Source organism: Halobellus rufus (assembly GCF_000739575.1).
GTDB classification, from domain to species: Archaea; Halobacteriota; Halobacteria; order Halobacteriales; family Haloferacaceae; genus Haloquadratum; species Haloquadratum rufum.
In genome coordinates this window covers 1-25,241 of record NZ_BBJO01000044.1, presented here as the reverse complement: position 1 = coordinate 25,241, position 25,241 = coordinate 1, and the positions used below count along the sequence as shown (strand labels likewise).

The window sequence follows — 25,241 nt, the reverse complement described above, 5'->3', positions numbered from 1 at the left end:
TCTCTGACTTTAGTCCATGGGAGGGTGTAGCGAAGGGGAGATGATGCAGTGGTCAGGCCGCGTGCGTATCGTCGAGGAGGAGATCCGCAAGGAGGCGCGCGCCGACCTTGTCGAGCGTCTGGTTGCTCGAGGCGTCGTGAGGGTGGTGGATACAGGCCGGGCACCCCTCGTCACATCCGCAGTCGGCAACGCGAGTCCGTGCGAATTCGAGGGCATCCTCGAGATGCTGGAAGACGCGACGAGCAAGGCCGACGCCACCAGGATGGTTGTCGTAGAGGACAATCGTGGGATGTCCGATTGTGTCGAGACGCGAAATTGCGAGCCCGCGCATATCACTGCGGTCGCAGAGGACGGTCGCTGGAAGGACGCCCAGCAGTGCATTCGTGAGGGCGTAGAGGCTACCCTCGAAGGACGGCGATGTCGCGTCGGGGTCGTCGGCGTTGGGACGCTCCTCGGTGAAGGCATCCCGAATGGCGGGCGGGATGGTGATGACGAGACCATCCGAGGAGAGTTCGGTTTCCGGAAGGTCGGTCTCGATCGGAACAGGTCCATTCAAGCTCCCGGACTGGTGGGTGTAGTAGCTGACGACGGTTTCGCTGACGGTCAACTCGGTGAGCTGGACGGCGGGGAGTGCTGTGTCGGCGCTCGCGGCACCGCCATCGGTCGCGACCTTGGGGTCGGCTGTGCCGGGGAGGCCGCGTGTCTCGTCGGCGTCTTGGAGCGTGAGCGTGCGGTCTGTGACCGCGCTGGTCGTGTAGGTCGCGTTTGTAGGCTCGACCCACGCGATTGGCGAGGCGGAGCCGGATGCTCCCGGCGGGGTTTCCGGATCGAGATCGACGTCGATGACGCGGTACCGCTGGCCTTGATGGAAGTAGATCGCGCCGGGGTGGGCATCGCGAAGGCCGGAGGCGAGTGGAAGTTCACCGAGGACGTCGAGATCGTTACTCGCGGGAATGTCCGGGGAGGACTGGTTGTCCGGTATCACAACGATACGGAGCGAGCGCGAGTTGATCGACCGGAGGGAAACGTGCTGGCTCGGCGGCGGTCCCCCGTTGGGGACGTACGTCCACGTGACATCCGTCGAGGTGAGCGAGCGGTCGAGGACGCCGGCGTCGGTAAGTGCTGAGACGTACTTCGGGAGATCATCGCCAAACCAAGTGTTGTCGTCGGTGGTAAGGGGGGCTTCGGCGGCGGCTGCCGGGAGGTGTTCGGTAACGACACGTGGGTTTTGGGGGTTGCATTCAACGGATTCGACGCTGCCGTCAAGGAGATCGTCCGGGTGGTCGAGTGCGTACTGGTCGAGAGGGTCGGCGCCGCCGACGAGGCCGACGATGCTCGGGTCGGTCCCCCGGCCGGCGCGGCCGGCTTGCTGGAAGAGCTCCATCCGTGTTCCCGGGTAGCCGTCGACGAGGACGGCGTCGAGGTTCCCGATGTTGACGCCGACCTCAAGGGCGTTCGTACTCCAGACGACGCGGATGTCGCCGGAGTGCAACCCGGCTTCAAGTTCTTCTCGCCGCTCGTCCGAGAGGGCGGCCTGATAGGCGGCCACGTCGTCGGCGAGGCCAGGGTAGCCGTCACGCTGGAGGCGGCGAGCGGTGACCTGAGCGTACTGTTCGGCCGCTTGTCGACTCCGCGTGAAGACGATCGTCTGGAGACCGCGTTCGACGAGCGCAGCTGCGAGGCGTGCGGTCGTCCGGTGTGTCGATCGCGCTTGTCCCTGCTGGCCGCGTGGCGGCTGCCAGAAGAGCCAGTGGGTCGAGCCGCCGGCGCTCGTGTCCTGGTCGACAACGTGGACGTCGGCTGGGTCGACGCCGGTCAGCTGGACAGTGTGTTGGCGAGGATTGTCGATGGTGGCTGAGCAGGCGACGATCGTCGGGTCAGCGTCGAAGGTCTTCGCGAGCCGGCGGAGTCGTCGAAGGACGACGCCGACGTGACTACCAAAGACGCCGCGGTACTGGTGTTGTTCGTCGATGACGATTAGGTCCAGGTTGGAGAGAAACCAGCCCCAGAGTTTGTGGGCAAATGGGAGGATGGAGTAGTTGATCATATCAGGCGTCGTCGCGAGAACGTGCGGTTGCCGCTCGCGGACGCGGCGTTTCTGGTGTCGAGAGAGCCCGCCCGTGTAGCGGCCTGCGTCAAGACTGGGGTCGACGTTCTGGAGGAAGTCGTAGAGATCGTCGGCTTGGTTGTTGATGAGAGCGCGTGTCGGCGCGATATAGAGAGTGCGGGCGTCGTCGACGAGGGCGCGCTCGGCGGCGAGAATCGAATACGGGAGTGATTTCCCCGACCCGGTCGGGGTCGCGAGGGTGACGTGTTTGTGGAGTCGAGCGTGCCGAATCGCTTCCGCCTGATGGTCATAGACTTGATCGATGCCCTTCTCGTGGATCGCGTCCGAGAGCTCCGGGCGCAGGGGGACGTCCGTAGTCTGCGCGGACTGCCCTGTCATCACTCGGTGATTCACGAGCCTTCCGCCGACGGTGGCCTCGTTCTCGGCGAGCCAGTCGACAGTATCGCGAATCGAGGGGCGCTTGCCGGCCGATCCATCGAAGGCGCGTGTCCCCGCTTCGAGCTCCACGTGCTGGGGGACAGCCGCGTCGGTGTTCGTCCTGGAGCGACTCTTCGAGCCGGCACGCGACACGTCCGACTCTGACGGTGGTGACTCCTTCGTCATAACTTCCTTCACCACCAGTGGAGGGAGAGAAATGCCGTGCGGGGACGCCGGAGATCTGTGGTGGCTCTTCCGGGTGACGATGCCTCGACGAGCGGAGCGAGGTGTTCTCGAGACCGACTACGGAGTGGCCTCGACGAGCGCACTTGTCTCGTCGTCCGTCGGCGTCGAGCGACGAGCGCGCACGGCCGTCGGGGGGGAGGAGCTCGAACGCGATATGGCGGAACTGCACGAGTCCGCACGACTCGTTCGGGCAGACGATGGCGTCAGCATCGGCGTCGATCGCGCTACCGGGAACGGCGGGAGCGTGCTCGGGGAGGATGCTGTCCTCACCAGGATCGCGATCGTCGTCGTAGAGGACGAGATCGGTGTAGTAGTAGATCCCCTTGTGCTCACAACGGGGGCAACTGTACGCGAGGATCTGACCAGCGGGGGCAGCAGCAGAGGGTTTCACGGGCAATCAGACGAAAGTGCGTTGCCCGGACATTTAACCTCAAGGGTGCAGTCGGGCACGGCGGTTCGAGAGCGGGGATCAGGGGTCAGCTTCCCAGTACTGGATGGCGATGCGGCCGTCGCCGAGATCGTCGACGTCGTAGGCGACGTCATCGGAGATGTTGAGGTCGACGACGGCTTCACCCTCAACGAGCTGGGAATCATCGAGGCCAGTCTGTTCGGCGTTCGTTTCGAGTTCAGGATCGAGTGGTGGAGTCGAATCGGACGTCATGGATTCTGGAGACATCAGTCACTTTGAATCCGGGGGGCGAGCATCTGGGTGACAGTGGCGGCGCCGTCGGCGTACTCGTAGTTGAACTTCGCGGGGAAGTCCTCGCCGAGGAGGACTTCGACTTCGGCGTCCTTCGGGATCGCCTTGTTGAGATCCTTGAGGTAGTCCAGCGAGAAGAGCGAGTCGGCAGCGCCGATCTCAAGGTCGATGAGGTCTTCGCGACTGAGTTCGAGGTCGACATCGTCGGTATCGCCTTCGGCGTGGACGCGGAAGGCCTCGTCGTCGGGATCGACGATGAGTTCGACGTGGTCGGAGACCATATCGGCGGCCCGAACAGCACGGTCGATGTCGCGACCTTCGAGGACGACGCGTGCTGGGAGGTCGAGGTCGGGGATGTCGGGCTCTTGGCGGATCGTGTCGGGGTCGAGGAGTGCGAGCGTGTACTCGAGACCGCCGAACTCAATGAGGAGCTTGCGGGTCTCCGGGTCGAGCGACATCTGGATGAGGTCGTCGTTATCAGCCATACCGACGACGTCGGCGAGCTTGGTGAGGTCGACGCCGAGGACGCCACCATCGGCTTGGTAAGACTCGAAGGCGGTTTCGGTGATGTTCGTCTCGTCCATCGCGACGTTCGCGGGATCGACAGCGGCGAGGCGAAGGCCGAGATCGTTCAGGTGGACACGGGATTCGTCGACGAGGACGCTAAGCGTGGTGATCGTCTGGTCGAGGCGGTCAGCCTCGATGATCGCTGAGAACGCCTGGGGTGGGCGGGAGTCGGACGGCGACTCCTCATCGCTACCGTCATTTTCGGTCTCAGCGTCATCTGCTTTCTCGACTTCCGTCCCGTCAGCGTCGGGGGCTTCGGCCTCCGTGTCAGAGGCGTCAACCTCAGTATCGGCCTCGATGTCGATGTCGGGCTCTTCAGCTGGGTCGGTGTCGGTACCGTTGGGTGATTCGGGTGTGGATTCTGCCATAGGTGTGATGGATTGTGGTCGTTGGGGTCGTCGTGGTTGTCGGTAGACGCGAGTAGACTGTTCTTGAGGCTGGTGTGGGGCGTCTCACTCGGACTTACATCTCCCGTGGAGTGCGAAAAACGGCCGTACTGGACGGACCCGTGAGTCCTTGGTGGAGGCATCGTAGTCTCTACGGTCAGTCCAAGTGGAGCGTCGTCCAGAGATCGAACGGGGCGTCCTTGTAGAGGACAGTCTCGCAGTCCGCGCACTGATACTCGACGGCGCCTAGCCGGTCACCTCCGCCGAGCGGCGTGACTTTGCCGCCACGATGCCGCGCAATTTCCGTCCCGATGAAGGAGGACACGATCAGTCTCGACCCACAGTGCGGGCACGGCTGCCCCGGCTTCCAGTCCGGACGACGAGTCGTATGCACGTGATGAGCAACGCCATCCGAGCTCGGCGAAGTGACGGCGTACGGTTTGTACTCCGCGAGGGGGTCGTACTCTTCATCGGCGAGCGTGGGGTCATCCGAGTGCTGATTCGGGGACTGTCCGTCACGATTGTCGGTCATAGGAAATCCCTCACTTTCAGCGGGGGAGAACAAACTACTGACTGTCCAGTACGCGAGCGGACGGGTCCCGGGGGCGTTAGAGGGACCCGACGGAGATCGAGTAGTCTTCGATCGATTCTTCCTCGTCGACGGATGCAAGGGTCTGCGCTTCGTCGACGAGCCAGTTGCTCGCGGCGTCGACAGCCGCTTCGACATCGTGACCGAGCGCGCTGTGCACGGGGTCCGGGTAGTTATCGAGGTAGACGTGCGCGACGAAGGGTGAGCCCGAGTGGATGGCGACTTCGGTCCCGGTTGCTTCGAGGGGGTCCAGTTCCCAGAGTGTGCCGAGGTCGACAAACGCTCGCGCGCATTCGAGCGCACAGAACGCGACGTCGCCGTAGTCGGCAGCCATCCCGTCCAGCTCCGCACCGAGGGTGAGCGAGAGGTCGTCACTCGTCGTCGGCGACCGGTGGCAGCTCGGCGCCGCGCATTCAGCGTGCTCATCGAGCGTCGTTACGAGTCGGAACTCGGTGTTCGTGGCTGGATTTTCGACTCGCGTGCCTGCTTGACTCGGTGGCTGCGTGGACATCAATCTCGAACCTCCACCCCCATTGGGTGGTAAAAACGCCGCCTCGGGTCACGAACGACCGGATGTCGGTGGAACGCGCGCCGTGGGGCGTTCGACAGTGAAGTGCTCGCCCGTCTTCCGGTTATAAGAGATATCGAGGCGGCGGTCTGTCGTCCGGAGCTGGAAGTCGTCCCAAGGATCGTCTTCGTCGAACAGTGGTGCTTCTGGATCGTGGAACATCATCGTTGATCGCCACACCTCACATTGAGGAAACAAACCACCGTATGGCCCTGGGTTCAGGCCGTTATCCCTCGGAACGCGGTGGGTTGAACAGCGGTCGAGGTTGTGGCTGCGCGCGCAGCGACGCTCGCGTCGCGAGCACGGAGCGGTGGGTAGGGAGCGCGGGGTGGGGTCGGGAACGTATGCAAAAAAATCTTGCCGGGGAGAAACCCCCGAGGCGTGGATGCGGAAGTGCGTGAGACGAGTCGGTCGACGGAGGGAGAGACAGCGTCAGCGGGGAGTGCGCTGCGCGCTCTACTCGTCGTCCTCTCCTTCGTTGATCTCGCCGGCCTCGAGGTCGTCGAGAGCGTTTCTGACCATCGCCTTGTAGGCGTCGAGATCAGGGTCGTAGAGGTCGATCGCCATCGCATCGTAGTTGCGCTCGTCATCGTCCTCAGCAGGGTCGTTGGGGTCGAACGCCTCGAGCCGTGCCTTCGTCTGCTCGGCGGTTTCCGCGACCCACGCGTCCCGAGCCTCACCGTCGACGATGCTGATCGACTCGGGGCGGATAGAGACGTTGACGTCACCGTCGTCGGTCTCGTAGGTGCGCGCCTTGCCGACCACTGCGACGTACGCCGGGGCTTCCGCGTTCCGCAGGACGCTGGCGGCCTCGGGCTGATACTGCCCAGCGTAGGCGAAGAACGTCCCGGTCGGGCCCACGATGCGGGCCTGCCAGTACTCAGAGTCGTTGCCGACGTCCGTCGTCTCGGTCAGCGTTCCGACCACGAAGACGCGATTGGCTTTCTCACCCGACGGTAGCAGCGAGTACACAGGCGCACGGTCTTCGTCGGATTCGGTGAAGGTGCTCGTTGCGTTATTGAACTCCTCGGCGAAGACGCGCTTGGCGACCTCGCGGTCACCGTTCGCTGCGCTGCCGGGCGAGACAGCGTCTTCGGAGAGAGTGTTGCCCTCCTCGCAGTCGTTGACCACGAGGTAGTTGCCGATGACTGGCCCGGAGACCGTGTAGGAGTGTCCGAGGATCTCCTCCTCGACGGCATCGGCGACGACGCTCGTGTCGAGAGCGTCCATCGCCATCTGCTTGGCCTCCTCGATGGTGATGCCAGTGAGATCCTCGGTGGCATCCTGATTGAAGAGGACGTCGTAGGCCGTCTGGCCGTCGTCGATGACCGCCTTCACGCGGAGATCGAACTCGCCGTCGACCTCGCCGTGTTCGGAACAGCGCCCGTTCTGGAGAACGCGCGTGCAGTCCTCGGCGGGACATCGCTTGACGAGGCCGCTTCCGGGCTGGACAGCCACGACTGCGCCAGCAGCCTCGACATCGGTCGAGCCGACTTCGAGGTCGTCGGCGTCCTCGTCGTCGACGGGGACGACGTCCGACGCGGAGTTGACCTGTACGCTGAGTCGGCCTTGGTACTCGTCGGAGACGACGTTCTCGAACCGATACACGCCATCTTCCTCGATGGTTGGTGCGTCGGCGGACTCCCACACGGTCACCTTGATGGTGCCGGTCTCGTCACCGATGAGGCCGACCTGAGCGATGGAGTCGACGTCGTTGTCCCAGAGTTGGACGACCTTCGCCGTGACCGAGAGCCACTCGTTCGGGCCTTCGACGGTCGCGATCTCGCGTTCGTCGGCCGGGCCGCTGGAGCCACTCTGACCGTCTAGGTCGTCGTACTCGAGTCCGTACGCGTCGAGGAAGTAGTTCCGCGTGGTGCGGACGGCCTCGTCCTTCGGGACACGGTACTCGTCGACGAGCATCGAGAATCGCTCGGCGATCTCCGCTTCGTCTACGTCGACTTCGTCCGGAAATTGGTCAGCGAGCTCTGCCGCTTCGTCGGGAATGGAATTAGCTACTGCCATCGTTGGTCACTCCGATTCGCATTCTGGAATCGGCTTGTGGGACGTCTCGAGGCAGGTCGACGCATCGCGCGCCTTTCTGCTCACGCCCCTGCACCCAATTCGGGGGAAATAAACCGCCGTTGCGACGAGAACGCGGGTGGTGGGTGTCGCCACGCGCGCCGGGCTTCGGCTCGGCGTCTGCATAGTCGTGATTTCCCCTTCACCCCCCGCGGGGAGATAAACTGCGTGCGGTGCGTTCGGTGGTCGGTCAGAGGCGATGCGCGGCCAGCCTCCGGCGGGCGGTGCGGACCGTCGAGGCGAGACGGGCGACGATCCGTGTCCTCCAAATGCGTCTGTAGGTAGGGGCGGCGGTGCCGTCATCTGTCTCCCGTGAATCGGCGTCGAGGATATCTGAGTCGTCGGGGCCAGGGTCGGCGCGGTCGGGGGTGGACGACCACTCGTGGTCGTCGAGACTGGGGATCGCGGCCGCGACCTCAGCATCGGTTGCACCCGTTGGAACGCCCGTTGCCGAGTCGGGGGCAGAGTCGGGATCGGCCGGGGCCGCGGGGTCGTACTTCCGGCGGACGACAGCAGAGGCGTCCTCGAGAGGGACACTCCAGTTGGCGAGGAATTCGAGATCCTTGACAACCGCATCACGGGTCGGCGGCGTCTCAGTCGTCCGAGCGAGGTGAGTGACGAGGTACTCCGCCACTCCCTCGCGGGACGTGGTGAGGTACTGCCGGGTGGCTGTCTGTGCGCGATCGACAGAGAGGCCGTAGTCCGCGACGAGTCGCTGCATATGCTCGTCGACGATGTCCTCGGACGCGACGTCAGCCGGAAGGTCGTTCATCAGCTCGTTGACCGCCCGTTCGATGCGAAGCGTCCGTTCGGTCATCGATCTTCACCTGCCTTCCCAGGCCACCAGTCGTCGTCCTCGATCGTCGGTGGCTCGTAGAGCCCCGGTTCGCGGGGTCGCCGACGGAAGTCGGACAGCTGTGCTTGACGCGGTCGCGATCGCTCACGGGGAGCTGCTGCGCTGGACATCTGTGAAGTCACCTCACCCCCTGTTGGGAGGGACAAACTCACGTCGGTCGCCACGGGTGATGGCGTCGCCGAGCGCCCCCACGGGCCACGCGGTGCTGTCGAGGTTGTGGCTGCGCGCGCAGCGACGCTCGCGTCGCGAGCACGGAGCGGTGGGCGGGGCGGTGGGTAGTGGGTGCCGGGAGCCACACACTAACCAGCCGGTTGCGATGCCTACCTGAGGACTACTCGCGGCACACGCAAAAAAGCGGCCGAGCGATGGCCTACTCGTCGTCCCGCCGTCCGAGCGTGACCTCGATCGCCCGCTCCATATCGATGTGGTTGATCCACGCGTGCTGGTCGCTATCGGCCGACCACGGAGCGATTGTCGGATCATCCGACTGCCGCTTCCGCCGCGTCATCGGGCCGTCACCCCGGTCGAGGATGGTGAGGTCCGTATCACCGACGACTGCCAGGGTCGCATCACCCTTGTAGGCGTTGACACGCACCCGCTCCGCCCGAATCCGGTCGCCCACCGCGAGCGTCGGCTTGTCACCCGCCGCGAACCAGACCGTGAACTTCGCCGTGTCGCCGGCCTCGTCTTGCACCAGTCCCACCTGGTACTGCGACCGATGCTTCGGCGTCCACAGCGTGGTCACCTCCGCCTCGACCGTCGTCTCCCACTGCTCGTAGGGATCGATCGACCCGATGGGCTGCTTGATCTCGAACATCCGCTCGAGTGTCTCCTTGACGGCGATCGTCGCGTTCATCACGTCCGACCCGTCCTGGATGTGCCGGGCGATGCACTTCCCGAACGTCGCTCTGGACATCGCTGCTTCGCCTTGGAAGTGCTCGGCCAGTCGCGCGGCACCCTTGTTCACCTGAGCGAGCGTCTCCTGGTCGAGTGACGCCCGTGGGTCAGGGGCGTCACTCACGGACGTCGTCGTGACCGGTTCGTCGTCTGCCGGGTCGACCCGCTTGACGCCGACCGTCTCTGCCGGCGGGCCCTCCCACGGGTCGTCACTCTCTGAGACGGAGTGGCGAATCGGCTGCCGCGTCCGCATATCGTCCCGCGACCGCGCTGCCCGGTTGATGCCCGCCACCTCTGCCGCGATCGCCTTCGCGCGGTTCCGCTCATCGGCCTCGAACTCCCCGCGCATTCGCTCTTCAGTCGCCAGCGTGTAGTGTTCTGGGGACACCTCCGCGAACGGCGCTTGCAGGTCGCGTCGAGGCTCGGGGACGTCCATTTCCGCGAGTGCCTGCTCCCAGTAGACCCCAGTGGAGACACCACGCACCAACTCGCCGACATCGCCCTCGACGACGTCGCCCAACTGCTGGCCGTGCATCACTGCCTGAACGTCAGCGTAGGTGCCACCTGCGCGGCCGGTCATCTCGCGCCTGTGGGGGAGCCCCGTCTCGTCAGCTTGGTCGTCCTTGTCCGACGTTTCGTGCTGTGAGGCAGCCGCCCGGTATTGCGCGTCCATCCGCGCCGAGCGTTCTCGCGCGTAGTTTCCGGGGACAAGTTCCTGCCCCTGGCTGTCCTCGACCGGTTCGTCGTTCGGGGTCGGGGGCCGTTTGTCGATGTCCACACCGACCACGTTATCGCCGTTCTCCAGATGGGGACTGCTGTAGAGCAGATCCATCTCGAGTTCGTCGTACTTGTCAGGCTGTCCAACCGCCGATGGGCTTTTTTGCCCTGAGTTGAAACTAGACATTGCTGTATCCGGGGAGTGATCCCCTGTCGGGCGCGCTCCATCGCGCCCGTCTTCTGACCGCCGACCGACGGGTGTATTCGTACACCCTTCACCCCGCGGAGGGGCGAACAAACCCACCGCGGGGCGCGCCGGAGCGGCCGACGTTCCGCACGCCGACCGCCCGGCGCCGCCTGCCGACGGCCCGACGCCCTGTCACGGGCTACCTGACTCTATGATTTCAATCCCCCTCAACAGTTGGAAGGGACTGTGCGTCTTGGCCGCTGGCGCGGCCGATTTCGGGAGAAGGGACCCGCGGCGCACCGACCGGATGCGCCGCGGGTAGTGTCTGCCGGAATCGAGGCCCGCGCCCAGCGCCACAAGCTGGAAGGCGTCCGGCGGGTGCACCCCTGACGCGGGCGCGTTCGGGAGAAGGGACCCGCCGAAGGCGGGTAGTGTCTGCCGAAGGCGGCCGCGATCAGGGGAATGCACGCGCCAGAGGCATCCGGCAAGTGGTCTCCCCAAGACGTGCAGTTCATATCCGACAAGTGGGGGGGATGGTTTCCTCTTAAGCGTTCCTTCCGACACGGCGAGAGGTACTGAGGCGGCCGATTCCGTGGAGAAGGGGCCCGCGCGAAGCGCGGGAAGTATCTCCGCGGAATCGCGGCCCGCGTCAGGGCCTCGAGTTTGTCGGAACGACGGCGCTCGCGCGTGTGTGATAGCGCGAGCGCCGTCGGGTACCGGCAGGGGAGCCGGCTGCCGTCGTGAGCTGGCCGATGTCAGTGGAAGGGACCCGCGCGAACGTGTGAGCGCGGGTAGGGTCCGCTGAGATCGTGCCAGGTCAGGAACGGCACGGCGGCTTCCCCCGCCCGTCCCGTGGACGCTTAAGAGGAAAGAAATTAATTTTTGCTCGGCGGCTTCTGGCGGGTGGCCCGTACCGCCAGAACGAAGCCCGGTGCGGGGCCCTGCCCGTCGAGGTACGGGAGTCGCGAACCCGGCAGATGCGGCCGATGAACAACGTGAACCAGCCGCGCACGGCCGATTCCGGGAGAAGGGACCCGCCGAAGGCGGGTAGTGTCTGCCGGAATCGAGGTCCGGGTGCGGGTCGGTGAACGCAGATGAATCGGCCGCATATGGCCGGGCTGAGTCGTGCGTCGCCGCGCGCTGAACCGGTCGATTTCGTGTGGAAGGGGCCCGCGCGAGCTTGCGAGCGCGGGAAGGTATCGCGCGAAATCGTGACCCGGTCCGGTTCAGCGTGCTGGCGACGTATGACTCAGGCGAACGGAGTGAGCGACGCGATCTCCCGTGCCTTCGGCTCGGCAGGCCCCGTGCCCGGCTTCGCCCCGACTCGCCGGGAGGCCGACAGAGGCGCCCGATTTCCGTGGAAGGGACCCGCCCCGGTGGGGGCGGGTAGGGTCCGCGGAAATCGCTGGTGGCTCCGGCGGCCCCTCCCGGTGAGTGCGCGGCGCGCGCTACTGCACGCGCCAGCGCAAGGGGGCCGACCGAGTGAGGAAACCTGGTCGTAGCACGACCCGATGTCTCCCGAGGCCGCCGAATCCGCTCGATGAGCGGTGTTACGAGGCGCCGTCGCGGACTGGAAGGGACCCGCGAGCGGGTTGCGCTCGCGGGTAGGGTCCGGTTCGCGTCGGTGTCTCGTGACCGCGCAATCCGCGGACTTCGGCGGGTGAGTGGACGACATCGGCTCCCACGGACTGGCCGGTGAGGCGGCCGATTTCGGGGAAAGCTACGCGATTCCCCGAAATCGTGGCCCGCCGTCAGCGGCCAGAGCGTGTGGAGCAGGTCCCGGAAATCAGCCGCCGCTACGACGCGGTCCTAATTCACCCACGGAGACCGTCCGACGAGCTCTGCTCGTCGCGGCGGTCTCGATCCAAAGCGCGCGCGACCCCGACGCGCGCGGCACCCTTCTCGAGACACACCGATTGGGCATCCATACGCGCCAGAGCAGCGAGCCGACGGCCGTCACGCCGGAACGCGGTGGCGACAGCGACCACTCGGCCGCCGAGGCCACACCACTATGCTCTATCGACAGCCCACGGCGTCTCACGACGGCGCGACCCCCGCCTCGAGTACAGCCGACAGCCCCTCGCGAAGTCGACGTCACCGTGCCCGGTCCTCACGCTGAGAACGAACCACGAGGCGAGAGCCGCGATACGCAGCACGTCCCTAGCCTGTTTGAGATACGCACCCTGACCTCCCCGTGCGATAGCCAGCAGACCTCAGTGTAGGCACCACCGCGACACGACCATCCACTCCCACTCGCTCGTACGCAAAGTCGTATGTTCCCCACGCGCGCTCGATGCTACACCTCGACGCCACCCACCAGCTCCTACGTTACGACAGGCCGCGCTCTCCACGCGACACACAACGGCTATTCACCTCTGCTTCGGCTACCGATTTCTCCACAATCTGATACGCATCAGACACTCGTCTTCGACGACCGCCCAGGGGGCCAGCCTGTACCCGCTGCCAGGTACCCGCTCGCCGGAACACATCGGTACCCCCTTTCACACGAATCTGCCCCCTCTATACTAGTGGGAAAGGGGGTGTTCCAGTTTCTCAATAGCCGGGGATAATCACTAGACTGCGTAGCGTTCCAGTTTCGAGAGTGCGGAAAGTCGCTCGAAGGGTGTTCTGAGCACGGAGTTGACTATAGGCCCGAAATCGCAAGACTGCGAGGCGTTCCAGTTTATCGAGATGCTGGTGTGTGGTGGTGCGTAGATGTGTCCAGGTTTCCGGTGAAAACTGCAAGACTGCACGGTGTTCCAGTTTGCAAAAGGATCCGGTCTTTTCGGGAGTGTATGCTAATGATTGACGTTCCAGTATACCATCCCGACGCTATATGGTGATTTTGTGAGTCCTCAGAGATTCGCGTTCAGATTTACCGTTCCAGTATTGTATTACCGTTCCGTCCGGTGGTTTCTCCAAAATATGCTATTCAGTAATAGTTCTAGAAAATCGAGGATTAAGGGACACCGTCAGAAGGGAAATTATCGGAAATATCAGTTTGAGTTCATAGTATTAGACGGGAGATCGAGGCGGTAGACTGAGAGAGAAAATCAAGAGGCTACTCGCGCCACTCGAGGTGCGTATAGCACCGCGTAGGCGACCCGTCGATCCGCCGGCGTTTCCGTTCGACCGAGACGCCGAACAGCACCGCACCCCAGATTTGGAGGAACCGTTTGAACGTCACACTCGAACCTCGGTCAGGGAGAGACTCGAATCCCCAGTCGGTGACGGTGTCGACGTATTCGTCATAGGTTTCCGAACTCGGAAGCGCTCCGTCAGGGTCGGACGTGAGCTGGTTCGCAATGAACGCCGCACCACCTGCCGACTGCTCGGGCGCTGCTTCCGTCAAGAACGACGTGTCTTCTTCTGTGGGATCAACCATCTTCACACCCAATATAACGGTTCGAGTGCTGTCTTCGTTTCCACCTGACGTTGAGACGATATTGAATCCCTCTTCGAGGGCACTGATGACGTCGCGATCGATGTCGAAGAGGTCTCCGTCGATTCCGGTGTCCGTGTCGAACGCATCGAAGAGGGAATCGATCGTTTCTGCGAACTCGTCCTCTGATTCTGGTGAGACGAGGTTGTGCGTGCTCGCGAATTCCTGACAACGGTCGAAGGCGATATCCACGTCCACGACGTTGTTCGGTGCAGGACGGAGGTAAGCCGCGAGGAACGCGGCGGTAGCTGCTTTCCCCTCATCCTGGAGTGGTTCGGAAGTATCGTCTGTCTCTCCCTCCTCGGACTGCGTTGTGTCAGTATCATCGCCGTCAAGCTCTTCGTCCTTGTTGTCGGATGGCTCGGGAGTGGATTCGTCTGGTGCCTCGTCCGTCGATGATGACGCGCCAGTGTCTTCCTCATCCACTTCAGAGTCTTGTGCTTCGTCGGTCGAGACTTCATCTTCGTGAGTCCTCTCGGGTGCCGTTCCAGGGCCAGCGGACGCCGGCTTGAGTTCGCCCGTCTGAATCGCTTCGATGAGGTCCTCGACGGGCCGAAGCGTCCCCATCTCCTCGTCGCCCGAGGTCCGATGATCGAACCAGGCAATACGTGCCTGTGCGTCGTCGCCGGCGCGGGGCAGCTCGTATCGGACGAGGATGGCATATGCGGTTTCCGGATAGTCCGGGTGCCGGAACTTGATGTCGGGTACGAATGGCTTGTTGACGCGGACCCAATCCTCACGGAACCGCTCTTCCGTCTCGTACTTGTACGTCTGCTCGCTTCCCGGAGTCTCAACGATGTAGCGAGCTGACTCGTTTGCACTTCCCGGGGGACAGGTAGCCCGGTACGGGATGCTCGAGGGAGTGAGGTTCTGGAAGTCACCGGGGGCGATACGGAGGTGAATATCCTCGTCGTCGGGGTGGCCGATGTCGTCGGCAGTCGGGTCGACGAGGAGGCAATCGTTCGAGTCGGGGTCCGGGTCGCGAATCCAGATTGATGTGCCTGCGCCCTCTTCGATCGATCGGGGGACGACAGCGGTGACACCGCCGTCGCGGGCGCCGCCGTCGAATTCGATTGGCGTGTTCGATTGCGAGTAGAACCGGCGACCCGACCACTGAGTGTTCATCGGATCACGGAGGATGTTCGATAATGCGGTTGCAGGTCCAAGGTCGGGGCACCCCGCGTCTTCGTCCCACGGCGTTTCGGCGACGAAGATGGGGAGGCGACATTCGCCACTCTTCGTAGTAGTGTTAAGCGCCTTCTTGAGGTTACGGAGTTTCTTCGTGGGGTGTCGACGTGGGTCGGTCTCCTCTTCGACTGTGCATGAGATGATGTCGTCAGCGAAGCACTCCGTAGGCTCGCTGGCGAAGACTGTGAGGACGGCGTCCGGGATGTCCCCGGTGTCTTGGTCGATGATCCGGCCACTGACTCGGGTGGGGACTGCGTCTTCGAGTGCCGTCATAGCGTCTCGAAGGCCGGTATCGTGAGTATCGGTCCCAGCGGTTGCGACCCAGCCAGTCGAAAACACGTTTTCGAGAAGGAGACGAGCACCCTCGGGAGTCAACCGAATGGCGTAGCCCTCGTCGCCGGGGACGTCGTCACGGTGCTTCGCGAGTTCAATCTCGAAGATACCGTCTGTTTCCGGGATGGGAGTGTCGCCAGCGACGCCCCGATGGGTCATAATGGTGCCTAACGCCTCGATCTCATCGGCGCACGCCTTGAGCGAGGGGAGGGCATCGCGGCGACGATTACGTTCTCCCTCGTTGAGGCACTCTGTGGCGAGGACTTTCTCGACTTCGAGGCGAAGCCGGCGGTACATCTCGTCAAGGCGCACCCAGCGGTACGTTCCGGGTCGTGGTTCCTCCCCATCGAACGGGTCGATCCCAACAGAATTTCTCTCACTGGTCCGGCGGCGTTCGATCGCCGCGGACACACTCTCGTTATCCACAGTGGCGCTTTGCTGTTCGGGAGACGATTTGTCTGCTGGCGCAGTTTCGGACTCCGTGTCGAGACGATCACGAACCGCAGTCGGTGGCCAGTTCCCGGTATCCCGTGCGAGATCGATGAGTTCCTGAATCCGGGCCACTTCATCCTCGGTGAGGATACCTTGGTTGAGGAGAGTCGCGACACGGCTGTTGAGCGCACGGGCTTGGATGGATTCCTCGTCTTTCCGGTACGTCGGGAGGTCGGTGTGAATCGCCCATTCTTCTGGGGAAAGCGACTTCCCCTTCTCGAGGAGGTCGGTAAGCTCCTCCCACTCGTCAGTCGTCATACTGCCCTTCAGGACGTGATGAAGACTGGACGCAGGGCCTGAGCTCTCAGCGGCCGAGGGAGGAGTCTGGCGCTCGGTATTGGATTGGGTGAGCTCGGTCTTCGCCTCATCCCACTGGTCGCGAGCCCACCCACCTGAGTCGAACAGCGTATCTGGCTGCTCGCTCGTAGTGGATGGAGAATCGTTCTCGCGACTGGTAGATACCGATTCAGCTGTGTATTCATCGGGTCCTGCATCGTCCGATAGGACATCTATCGCGCTGACTTCCTCAGCCGGGGAGTCCTCTATCGTCGAATCATTATTTGGTTCAACTGGGTCTTCGAGGTCAGGGAGCTTGCTGTCGGTGTTGGAGACGCTGTGCAGAGTTTCTTCACCGGGCCCGTTGGGTGGGTCACGAGCGACTATCCAAGTCGCCCACGCGAGGACAACCGGAAGGAGTGGGTCGTCTATTGTGAGATGGTGGGCGAGTTCGGGGATGTTGAGAATCGCCCGGTTACGGACAGCCGATTCTGACTCGTCGTCGGGGATTCCGTACTCTTCGTTCGTCTGGTCGATGACATCGGCGCGAACCTCTCGGAAGGCCTCCTCGAAATCTTCGCGAGAATCGTATCCTTCGGGGGCTTCCTCGGCATCCTGATGCCAGTTCGGAAGGGGAATGCGGGCGATTTCGATGGTCTGAGACCGTGTTCCTTCGGAAGGTGTCGGATACTGGACGAGCCGGTGGTCGACGGGGAGATCGCGGACGTGATCCATGAAGGCCTCGACCTCGAGGTCGGCCGGACAAAGCGCCTTTGCCTGCTGACGCGTGATTTCACCGGCACGCACGACGGTCGTCTGAATATTACCGATGATCTCGGCGTACGTCGGGTCGTCGCCAACACTGTTGTCGGTGTCGGCGTCGAAGAGCTGGTCGGGCGTCTGGACGGCAAGTGAGAGGGAGACAGAGTGGTTGCGGGCGACGGCGATCATCTTTGCAAGGTCATCCGGCTCGACGAGGCGGCCGGCCTCGTCGATGAAGACGCTGACGTAGTAATCGTCCGCAGTTGCCTCCTCTTTGAGGAAGGACTTGTAGAGTTCGAGTTCGTACTGCATTAGGAGTTCGTGTGTAAGGACGAAGTCACGCTGGGCATCCGGGTCAAGGTCCTCGACGTCGAAAACGAGGACGTCGTTCTGGCGGTCGCCAGAAAGGAAGTCGGCGAAGGAGAACCGCCGGGTCGTGTTATTGAAGAGGGGTGCGAGACGGGCGTCCGTCGTAAGCGCGTTCAGACGGTTAGTGACACCGCCGAGGATCTGCTGGGCGGTGTGCTGTTGGTTGTTAAACGGCGTCTCCATATTCCGCTTGATTGCGTGCGAGCCCGGATCAGGCAGTATTTCCTTGGGGTTGATCGGGATGTCCGGGTCCATCAACCTCGTCAGTTCGGTGACCTGCTGGGTCTGCTCTTGGAGCTGCCAGAGAGGGTAGACGTACGGGCTGGCGTCGTATCCCCAGCGGAACGGCATCACAGTCGGTTGGCGCGATCTTGAATCGTCCTCATTTCCATCATTGGAGTGACTTTCGCCGCTCACGAGGTCGTCAGCAGTTGGGAGTGTGTTACTGCTGGTGTCGCTACCGTTCCGCTGGTACGCAGGCGTGCCGTCGACGCCTGTCGGGTATGTGTGCGGTGAGAAACCGGCTGTTCCAAGGGCTCGAAGGACATCACGGGACACGCGGGCGTTCTGGAAATCGCTCTCACCCATCAGAAGTTCGGCTATCTTCCGGACAGTCTGCATAACCTGTGAGCCGTGTGTCTCCCACCTGGTGTCGTTGGAAGCGATATCAGGGCGCTGGGGAGAGATGTTTTCGGTCGCGACGCTCTCTGCGGCCTCGGGGTTGCCGTGGGCGTCGTCAGCCTGTTGGGCGGGTCGTGTGTCGAAGACCGTTAGTCCGGGGAGGACCTCGGGCATATCGAACCAGTGGACGTGCTCGCGCACCCAGTCTTCGCCGAATTCATCCAAGAGACCGCGCACAGCGAGTTCACCGACGTTTGCGCCAGGGCCGGCGTAGATGATGATGGGGCCGTTCGTGGCCTTCCGACGCTCGACGATCTCGTGAGCTTGGTCGACAGACTTCCCGGAGCCGGGGAGCCCTTGGTGGAGGATCGACCGGTCCATATAGTCCGTGCGATGTTTGACGGGACGAGCGAGGTCGCGAGCGTGGAGACGATCGAACGCATAGCCGAGCGTGGCCCCGTCAATGTCCGTACCGATGATTTCGTTGTCCTCGGCAGGAGAGAGTTCAGAGAGTGGGGCTGTGTGGGAGAGTTGGCGTTCCATATGGGCTGCGAGGTCGTCCGAGACAGCGCTGGTACTCGGGAGTGCTGTGAACGAAGGGAGTTCGTCGGCGGCGGCGAGGACGATCGGCCAGCGGCGACGGAGAGAGTAGTGTAGGCCGAATGTGGGTGCCCTACCAGCATACTCCTGAGCGCGGTGGAAACGGTACGAGTCACGGAGCTGTCCGAGCGTATGTCTCCGCCATCCAAACTGCCGTGCCCACTTTGCGAGGCGGCTGTTCTCTGGTGGTTCAGTGAGCTTGTTGAACTCGCCGTCAGCAGCAGTCGCCCACGTTTTTGCGAGCCGCCAGGCGTCGTCGCGAGCCGTAGTCCGCTGGCTGGCTGCGGCTTCGGCAAGCGTCTCGGGAGTCACTCGAAGAGTGTCACCACGACTCGCTAAGGTCTCAATGTCGGCGTCGGAGCCAGATAGATCGGCAGTACTGTCTATCTCGTTGAGGTCGGGCTGTTCTTCGGTGAAGACGCCCCCGTCACTCGCCGTATTTGTCGAGGCAGAGGTGGAGTCCCCATCTGAATGGAAGAGGGGGGAGGGGACGGGGTGGGCCTCTGAGGAGGGTTCAACTGACCCTCCAGCAGTCTCTTCGAGAGCATCGTTCAAGAAGGGTGTGGGTTGGGTGAAGACATCCATCGTGACTTTGAAACTCCGAGTTACACCCTTATTCTGGAGTTCTTCGTTCCGTGTCCCTTCCGCGCTCGCGACTTCCCCACGGACCCGACTACTCTCTCGTTCTCGAGCAGCAGCCCGATCTTCCTCGGTGGTATTCTCTCCTGAGCTTGGTGTCGCACGGCTACGCCCACGGCGATTCGTTCGTTTGTCGAACTGGGTACTTTCCTCACCCTCGATGACGTCGAGTTTCTGCCGAATGAGATCACTAAGGTCGCCTGCGGATGTAATCCGGGCACGGAGAAGTGCGGGTTCGTCGGTCTCAAGGAGGGCATCGAGAGCGGCTTCCATCGGAGGGGCTTCTTCGGCAGCGGTTTCGTCGAAGACGTTGAGTCGCTGGAGGAAGTCCCAGCGGCGGGTTCCTCGGGAGCCGAGTGGATAGCTCACGGGCGCTTCCGGGCAGACCGCAGTGAACTGATCCTCAAGATGCTCTCGGAAGTACCGTTGAGGAATCGCCTCGGCTGCAGCTGCGCGTTCGCTCGGTGTGGGCGTGTCCTCGCCGATAGTCCGCCCACCGTCTGTCGCGGCGTCCGATGATTGCGCGTTATTCCAAGGGAACGTCGCTGATGGGGGCGCATCATTCCCGAGAAGATGCTTGCACCGCCGGTACGGCCGGGCGCGGAGGAGTCGCTGGAGCGTCGTCGAGACGGGCGTGACGTCGTAGTCGGGACCACCGAAGGCTTGTCGTACCCAGTTGTGCTTCGTCCGGTCGAGCGTGCTCGTCTGGCCGTCCTCGATGAAGTGGATTAGAACCTCGATTGCGAGTCGGGTGCCATCGCCTTCAGTAGTTTGAAGCTCGCTTTCTTCTCCTCCGATCTCGGGGTCATGAGGTGCCGATCGGATGATGACTTCCAGCCCGTCAGTGAGATTGGGTAGACCTTCGATCTGTTTAGTGATTGTCTCCGGTGAGGCCGGTTGATCGGAGGCCGTAATGCGGTACCAGAGGTCGTCTCCTGGTCGCGGTGGTTCATCCTCATCGAGTTCGTACACGGCTGGTGCATCGAGAGGATCAAGGAGGCGCTTGCTCTTCGCATACGTTGTCTCCGAGACGGCGGCATCAGCTGCGCTACTGGCGCGTGCGTGAGCGGGTGGTGCGATATACGACCACGTGCGGGAGTCTTCGTCGGTGACGTAGTCTGTGATCGTACGGTCGACACGGTGAAACCCTTCGCGGATTGCCCAGCCAGTCATCGCTGCGAACGCGTGAGCATAGACGTTGAGGGTGCGACGGAATCGGAAGAATTTGATTTGTGTTCGCCGGATCGTTCCGATGCCAATAGTGTCGGCCACCCAGACGATCGCGCGGACGAATCGAGACCAGACCGCAAGCATCGCCGTCCACGTCCGCCGCATCCGCCGTGCGACTCCGAGAAGGAGGAACACGACGAGAGACGTGAAGATGACAATCCCTGCGATAATGGGATTCTTGAAGCTCCAAATGAGGAGCCCACCGATAAACTCCTGCACTCCACTCATCCATCCACGAAATTGATTTGCGGCGTCGACGATCCCACTAAGGTACGGAGCATACCAAGCGGGGCTTGAACTCGACTCGGCGGTAGCCTCCGATTCTCCTCCGTTTGAGCCGCCTCCTGCGGATGTGTTGGCTGTGGTGGTCGTGGATGATTCTGAGTCCGGCCGCCAGCCCTGATCCCACTGAACGGCGTAGTAGTTGAGGAGGGCCATCCGGAGTTCGTTCACCGTTGCGTTATGAGTTGCCGCGAACCGGACGGCTCGTGCGTCCTCCGGAAACACGGAGAGAGATTGAGCGGTCTCGTACTCGTGAACTGTTTCGTTCGTGAGTGGATAGAGCTTGAGCTTCGGGGTTTGCTCAATCTGTTCCTCTGACGGCATCCACCAGTCGGGGTATTGCTCCGTACGATAGTATCGGAAGAGCCAATCCTCGATGGTTTCAGCCGACTCTCCGTTCTTCGCAGCTTCCCGGGCCTGTGTTGCGTCTTCTGGGAAGATCGAGAGATCCTGATCCTGCTGGTAGAGATGAACTTGGATACACGCGTAGTGTTCCGTCCATCCGTACGAGTTATTGTTTTGAATTTGGCACGGCGAGGTTGCATTCGTGGATTGCAGCGAAGTAGAAGAGAGGTTCTGGCTCTCTGTGGTACTCGTGGAGTCAGCGGGGTGTGCTGCGATAGCTGGGCCAGTGGCCGCCGTGAGTAGGATACCGATGACGCAGAGGGTCAACAGAACACCGTAGAGGGGACGTCGGTTCCTCGGGCGGCCTGAGCGAGGGGACCGAGACGTCTGGGTCGGCTCTACCGACCGCGACGGAGGCGAAGTGCGATCTGTCCTTGTATCGGGCGGCGACTGGGTATGGTCATCGGTGAGCGGGGCCGGCGAGAGCCAAGCTCGAGTGAAGGCTGGGAGCGTCGGCATAGCCAGTAGTGGCCTCTACAGATATTTCATCTGCTCAGCGTAAAATACTATTCGGGAGTTTTGGGCCGATTGATTGCTCGCTCAGTCGAGGCGCGGTGTCTCCTAAGCAATCGTTTTCATAGCCAGTTGTGGGTCGAGGGACTGGAGCCCCCGGACAATTTTTGGGTTCAGGTAGCATGATCTACGGTAAAAGATGCCCTCGAATGGCGACTCAAGCCCCTGTCCACGGTGGCGACGAGTCCTATCCGAGGCTCGTTCGTCGCTTGCGTGGCTACCTTCGCCGGTCGATACGTTGGTCTGGTGGGGGCTGGGTGTGTTTCTTACTGCCCCCATAGTGGCGGGCTTCAGTTATGTTCTGGTCAGATTCGTGTTTGGGGTTACATCGGCGACAGCGCTGCTCTTCGTCGGGGTGACGGTCCCGATGCTTATCGCAGTGGGACTTGGCTGGCAGATCGGTGCTGTGGTAAACCGTTACGATGAGTATAGGTTGAACCGCGAAGAGGCATCGACGTCCACAAAACCATCGGAAAACGCGGATCAAATCATCTCGGAAAAATATGAAGTGGCCGAAGGCTTCAGGTGGATCTCTTGGCTTCCAGATCACCTGAACAACTTCTTCGTGCTGTTCTTAGGGGGGTCTATCGTCAGTGGCGGATTCATCACTCTGGTCTGGATGTTCTTTGTTAGACTAACGCCAGAATACCCGATGCCCTCACCGAATGTCGTCGTCAAAGGACTCTTTCCGATGCTCATCCTTGCAAGCTATTTCGGGTGTTTGGCGGTGACAGGTGCGCCGTTCATCTCGATGTTTTGGAGAGAGACGACAAGTCATCTTGAGACGCCGGAGGCGCGCCACGATCACGCTCTCCGGGTTGCGTTGGTCGTTGGTGGACTCTTTATATTAGTTGTAGCACCGTGGACGGCGCTGCCGATTCCATCTGAGCTCAGAATGCCGGTGACCTGGGCGCTCACGTTCACCTACCTGTTCTTCGCACTCACGCTCTTGCCGTTTCTGAATATGGCGCGGCCGCTCACACCTGAAGAATACGCAGCGATCGTACCAGAGGAGATCGATGCTGACCCCCACACGTCGATTTGGGTTGCCACGGTGGGGCTTCGTTCGACGGCGATGGCGGCGGGTGTCTGGCCCTTTCGCCGGGTCTTCGTTGGCGAGACCCTCCTCGAAGATGACAGTATTTCGCCAGAATCACTCCGCGCAATCCTCCACCACGAGCACGGGCATCACGTTCTTGGACATCTTCGCCTCGCTGCTGGGGCCGGATTGATTTTCTTCGGTGGTGTCGGTGGGATACTCGCGGTTGTTTCGCCATCGATGCAGACACTCGGTGTGGTGATGGGCATTCTCGCGTTCGGGTTCCGGTTCGGCCTCGTACGGTGGGTTCGCCGAGCTGAGTTGGCTGCCGACGAATACGAACGACAACGGGTGGGAAGTGAGACCGCGATAACCGCATTGCAGTCGGTTGCCGATCTCCGAGCGAGGGAGAGTTCGAAAAAGACGGAGACGTCGTCCCTTCCATGGGGGGCTCCGTTTGTTATCGAGTGGTTCCTTCGAGTGCACCCCTCAGTCGAGGACAGGATTGCGGTACTCCGAGAGCGACAGGGGTGTGACAGCTCGCCTTAACAAGAGCGTGGTCACAGGTTGTAGTTACTGATGATGCCGAGAAGATGGGGACGGCAAGGCGGCAGTCTGCCAGCGCCAATAATCGACTCAACGCCGTTACGTGGTGGGCGCACAAGTGCCGCCGGTCGCCCACTGGATGAGGTTAGCGATAGCGCCCCAAAGAAGGATGACGCCGGCGATCGCGACCGCGCCAACCATCAGCCGGAGGCCCCGCTTTTTCCAAGACTGGTTCCAGCCGTAGAAGTAGAGGATACCTCCGAGGACGAATCCTCCGGGCACGAGCGTCCACCCAAGGAGGAAGATGAAGTCGTTGATGTTGTGGATGGACTGGATGACTTCATTTGAGCTAACCTCAGTCCCATCTGGACAGTCTGCCTGCAAGATCACACTCATCTGCCGAGTCCAAATCGGCGCGGCCTGAGCCATCAGGTCGGCTTTTATCGTCGCGAACTGTGCGCGGGCAGCCGTGAGGAGTCCAAGCCCGCGTAGGCCACCAGGGAGGGCATCCGCGATGGCAAAAGCTACGAGCTGGACACCGAGGAGTACGCTGGTCATATCTGTCTCCCGGTTAGTTTGAACCATGCTGGTCTAACACTTAACTCCACCGGGGGGAACAGGCGAAAACCCGCTCTCTCCGACTGTGCTGGTGGACTACAGGGGAGGTGAGAAATGACGAGAGGCAAGGTAGACGAAGCGAGAAGAGAATGGAAGAGTATTATATGTTGAACAGGCGCAATACCACGGCCTTCAGGCCGTGGATACGCGCCGTCACTCAGTGACCCATTCCACCGACTCCGACAGGACTGTTCTCAAACCCAACCTTTATAAAAGGATTAAGTATAAGCGATTATACAGGCGTTTCACGATGCTGGAAGTCCACCGCACCCATCAGGCGACAATCCGCAACCACGCACAGGTAGCGGAGTCGCTCGACCGACACGGGTGGAGTGCCAGCAAACTCTGGAACGTTGCGAACTATCACTCCCGAGAAGTCTGGGAGGAGGCGGGTGAGATACCCGACCACGAGGAGTTGAAAGACGAGTTGAAGACGCATCCAAAATACAAAGGACTACACTCACAGTCCAGTCAGCGGGTTCTAGAGGAACTCGCTGAAGCCTTCAACTCGTGGTACTCCAGTGATGACGACAGGGACAATCCGCCCGGATACCGCAAACGCAACTACTACGACGACCACGGCAACCGCGTCCACGAAGAACACCCACGTTCCACTGTGACGTGGAAGCAAAATGGCATCCGCCACGACACCAAGAACAACCGTGTCCGCCTCTCCAAGGGTGCGAACCACAAGGAACACCCCCGAGCGTGGGAATACATCCTTGTCGAATACGAAACCCGGCCCGGCGTCACCGTTGAAAACCTGCAACAAGTCCGCGCCGTCTACGACCAGCAGAACGAGCGGTGGGAGCTCCACCTCGTCTGCAAAGACGAAATCGAGACGCCCACCGCTCCCGGCAACGAGACAGCGGGCATCGACCTCGGCATTAGTAACTTCGCTGCTGTCGCGTATAGCACCGATGACGCCGACCTGTATCCCGGAAACCGCCTGAAACAGGACGGCTACTACTTCCCGAAGGAGATCGCCAAGTGCGACGACAGCGGTGGTGAACGAGCCACACGTCTCCACGCGAAGTGGTCTGAGCGCCGCACCCATTTCTTCCACAGTCTCGCCAAACACATCGTCCAACGATGTATCGAGAAGGGTGTTGGCCGTATCCATGTCGGGGACTTGGAAGGCGTCCGCGAGGACGAGAACGGCGACTCGAAGAACTGGGGTCGGCACGGCAACCTCGACCTACACGGGTGGGCATTCGACCGCTTCACCTCGATTCTCGAATACAAGGCGAAGGTTGAGGGTATCGAGGTCGTAGAGGTGTCAGAGCGTGACACAAGCAAGACGTGTTGCGTTTGTGGGAGAGAAGATGAGAGTCAGCGTGTTGAGCGCGGCCTGTACGTATGCGAGAAGTGTGATGCGGCGTTCAACGCGGACGTGAACGGGGCGGAGAACATCCGTCTCGACATCAACGACAGTACAAGTAACTCCGAGTCTGCACCCGATTTGGGTGGGGATAGGAGTACCGGCTGGTTGGCACAGCCCGCAGTCTACCTTTATGACTTGTCCAGCGGATTCCAACCGCAGGAACAAGTGGTAGACTGCAAACCGTAATATCCCAACTGCGGTCGGGATTCCTCCGCCTGAAGGCGG

12 protein-coding genes and 1 pseudogene are annotated in these 25,241 nt (G+C 61.9%); 3 read left to right on the top strand and 10 right to left on the bottom strand.

What is annotated here, in order from left to right; genetic code table 11:
- Window positions 1–52: 52 nt before the first annotated feature.
- Window positions 53–2,575: a DEAD/DEAH box helicase gene (locus tag ACP99_RS16070; protein WP_049987569.1), complete on the bottom strand. Its 2,523-nt coding sequence runs from the start codon at window positions 2,573–2,575 to the stop codon at window positions 53–55.
- A gap of 22 nt (window positions 2,576–2,597) precedes the next feature.
- Here ACP99_RS16070 and ACP99_RS16065 point away from each other — a divergent pair, with 22 nt between their 5' ends.
- Window positions 2,598–3,419 carry a hypothetical protein gene (locus ACP99_RS16065; RefSeq protein WP_049987568.1) on the top strand — a complete coding sequence of 274 codons (822 nt, stop codon included), beginning with the start codon at window positions 2,598–2,600 and terminating at the stop codon, window positions 3,417–3,419.
- Here the strand turns inward: ACP99_RS16065 and ACP99_RS16060 are convergent.
- From ACP99_RS16060 to ACP99_RS16030, 8 genes and pseudogenes are all read right to left on the bottom strand, one after another.
- A complete protein-coding gene (locus ACP99_RS16060) occupies window positions 3,407–4,138 on the bottom strand; it encodes a DNA polymerase sliding clamp (RefSeq protein WP_049987581.1) in 732 nt (243 codons plus the stop codon). The genes ACP99_RS16065 and ACP99_RS16060 overlap by 13 nt on opposite strands.
- Before the next feature lie 403 nt (window positions 4,139–4,541).
- Window positions 4,542–4,916, bottom strand: a complete 375-nt coding sequence (locus ACP99_RS16055) for a hypothetical protein (RefSeq protein ID WP_049987567.1) — start codon at window positions 4,914–4,916, stop codon at window positions 4,542–4,544.
- A 76-nt stretch (window positions 4,917–4,992) separates the two neighbouring features.
- Complete coding sequence (locus ACP99_RS16050; RefSeq protein ID WP_049987566.1) at window positions 4,993–5,484, bottom strand: hypothetical protein; 492 nt, start codon at window positions 5,482–5,484, stop codon at window positions 4,993–4,995.
- A gap of 513 nt (window positions 5,485–5,997) precedes the next feature.
- Window positions 5,998–6,672 (bottom strand): RPA family protein, encoded by a 675-nt coding sequence (locus ACP99_RS20190; protein ID WP_394324871.1) that lies wholly within the window; start codon window positions 6,670–6,672, stop codon window positions 5,998–6,000.
- Window positions 6,652–7,563 (bottom strand): annotated as a pseudogene (locus ACP99_RS16045) (replication factor A); the annotation flags it as partial. The pseudogene ACP99_RS16045 and the gene ACP99_RS20190, both read right to left, overlap by 21 nt.
- A 247-nt stretch (window positions 7,564–7,810) precedes the next feature.
- Window positions 7,811–8,437, bottom strand: coding sequence for a hypothetical protein (locus ACP99_RS16040; protein WP_049987565.1), 627 nt, complete (start codon window positions 8,435–8,437; stop codon window positions 7,811–7,813).
- A gap of 409 nt (window positions 8,438–8,846) precedes the next feature.
- Window positions 8,847–10,205, bottom strand: coding sequence for a hypothetical protein (locus ACP99_RS16035; protein WP_049987564.1), 1,359 nt, complete (start codon window positions 10,203–10,205; stop codon window positions 8,847–8,849).
- 3,133 nt (window positions 10,206–13,338) lie between these two features.
- Window positions 13,339–20,835 (bottom strand): hypothetical protein, encoded by a 7,497-nt coding sequence (locus ACP99_RS16030; protein WP_156105776.1) that lies wholly within the window; start codon window positions 20,833–20,835, stop codon window positions 13,339–13,341.
- Window positions 20,836–21,688: 853 nt separating this feature from the next.
- On the opposite strand from ACP99_RS16030, the gene ACP99_RS16025 reads away from it, so the two are divergent.
- Window positions 21,689–23,017: a M48 family metallopeptidase gene (locus ACP99_RS16025; RefSeq protein ID WP_049987562.1), complete on the top strand. Its 1,329-nt coding sequence runs from the start codon at window positions 21,689–21,691 to the stop codon at window positions 23,015–23,017.
- Between the two features lie 96 nt (window positions 23,018–23,113).
- Here ACP99_RS16025 and ACP99_RS16020 read toward each other — a convergent pair whose 3' ends face one another.
- Complete coding sequence (locus tag ACP99_RS16020) at window positions 23,114–23,572, bottom strand: hypothetical protein (protein ID WP_123623000.1); 459 nt, start codon at window positions 23,570–23,572, stop codon at window positions 23,114–23,116.
- A 310-nt stretch (window positions 23,573–23,882) separates the two neighbouring features.
- Here ACP99_RS16020 and ACP99_RS16015 point away from each other — a divergent pair, with 310 nt between their 5' ends.
- Window positions 23,883–25,202 (top strand): RNA-guided endonuclease InsQ/TnpB family protein, encoded by a 1,320-nt coding sequence (locus ACP99_RS16015; RefSeq protein WP_049987560.1) that lies wholly within the window; start codon window positions 23,883–23,885, stop codon window positions 25,200–25,202.
- The last annotated feature ends 39 nt before the right edge of the window (window positions 25,203–25,241 follow it).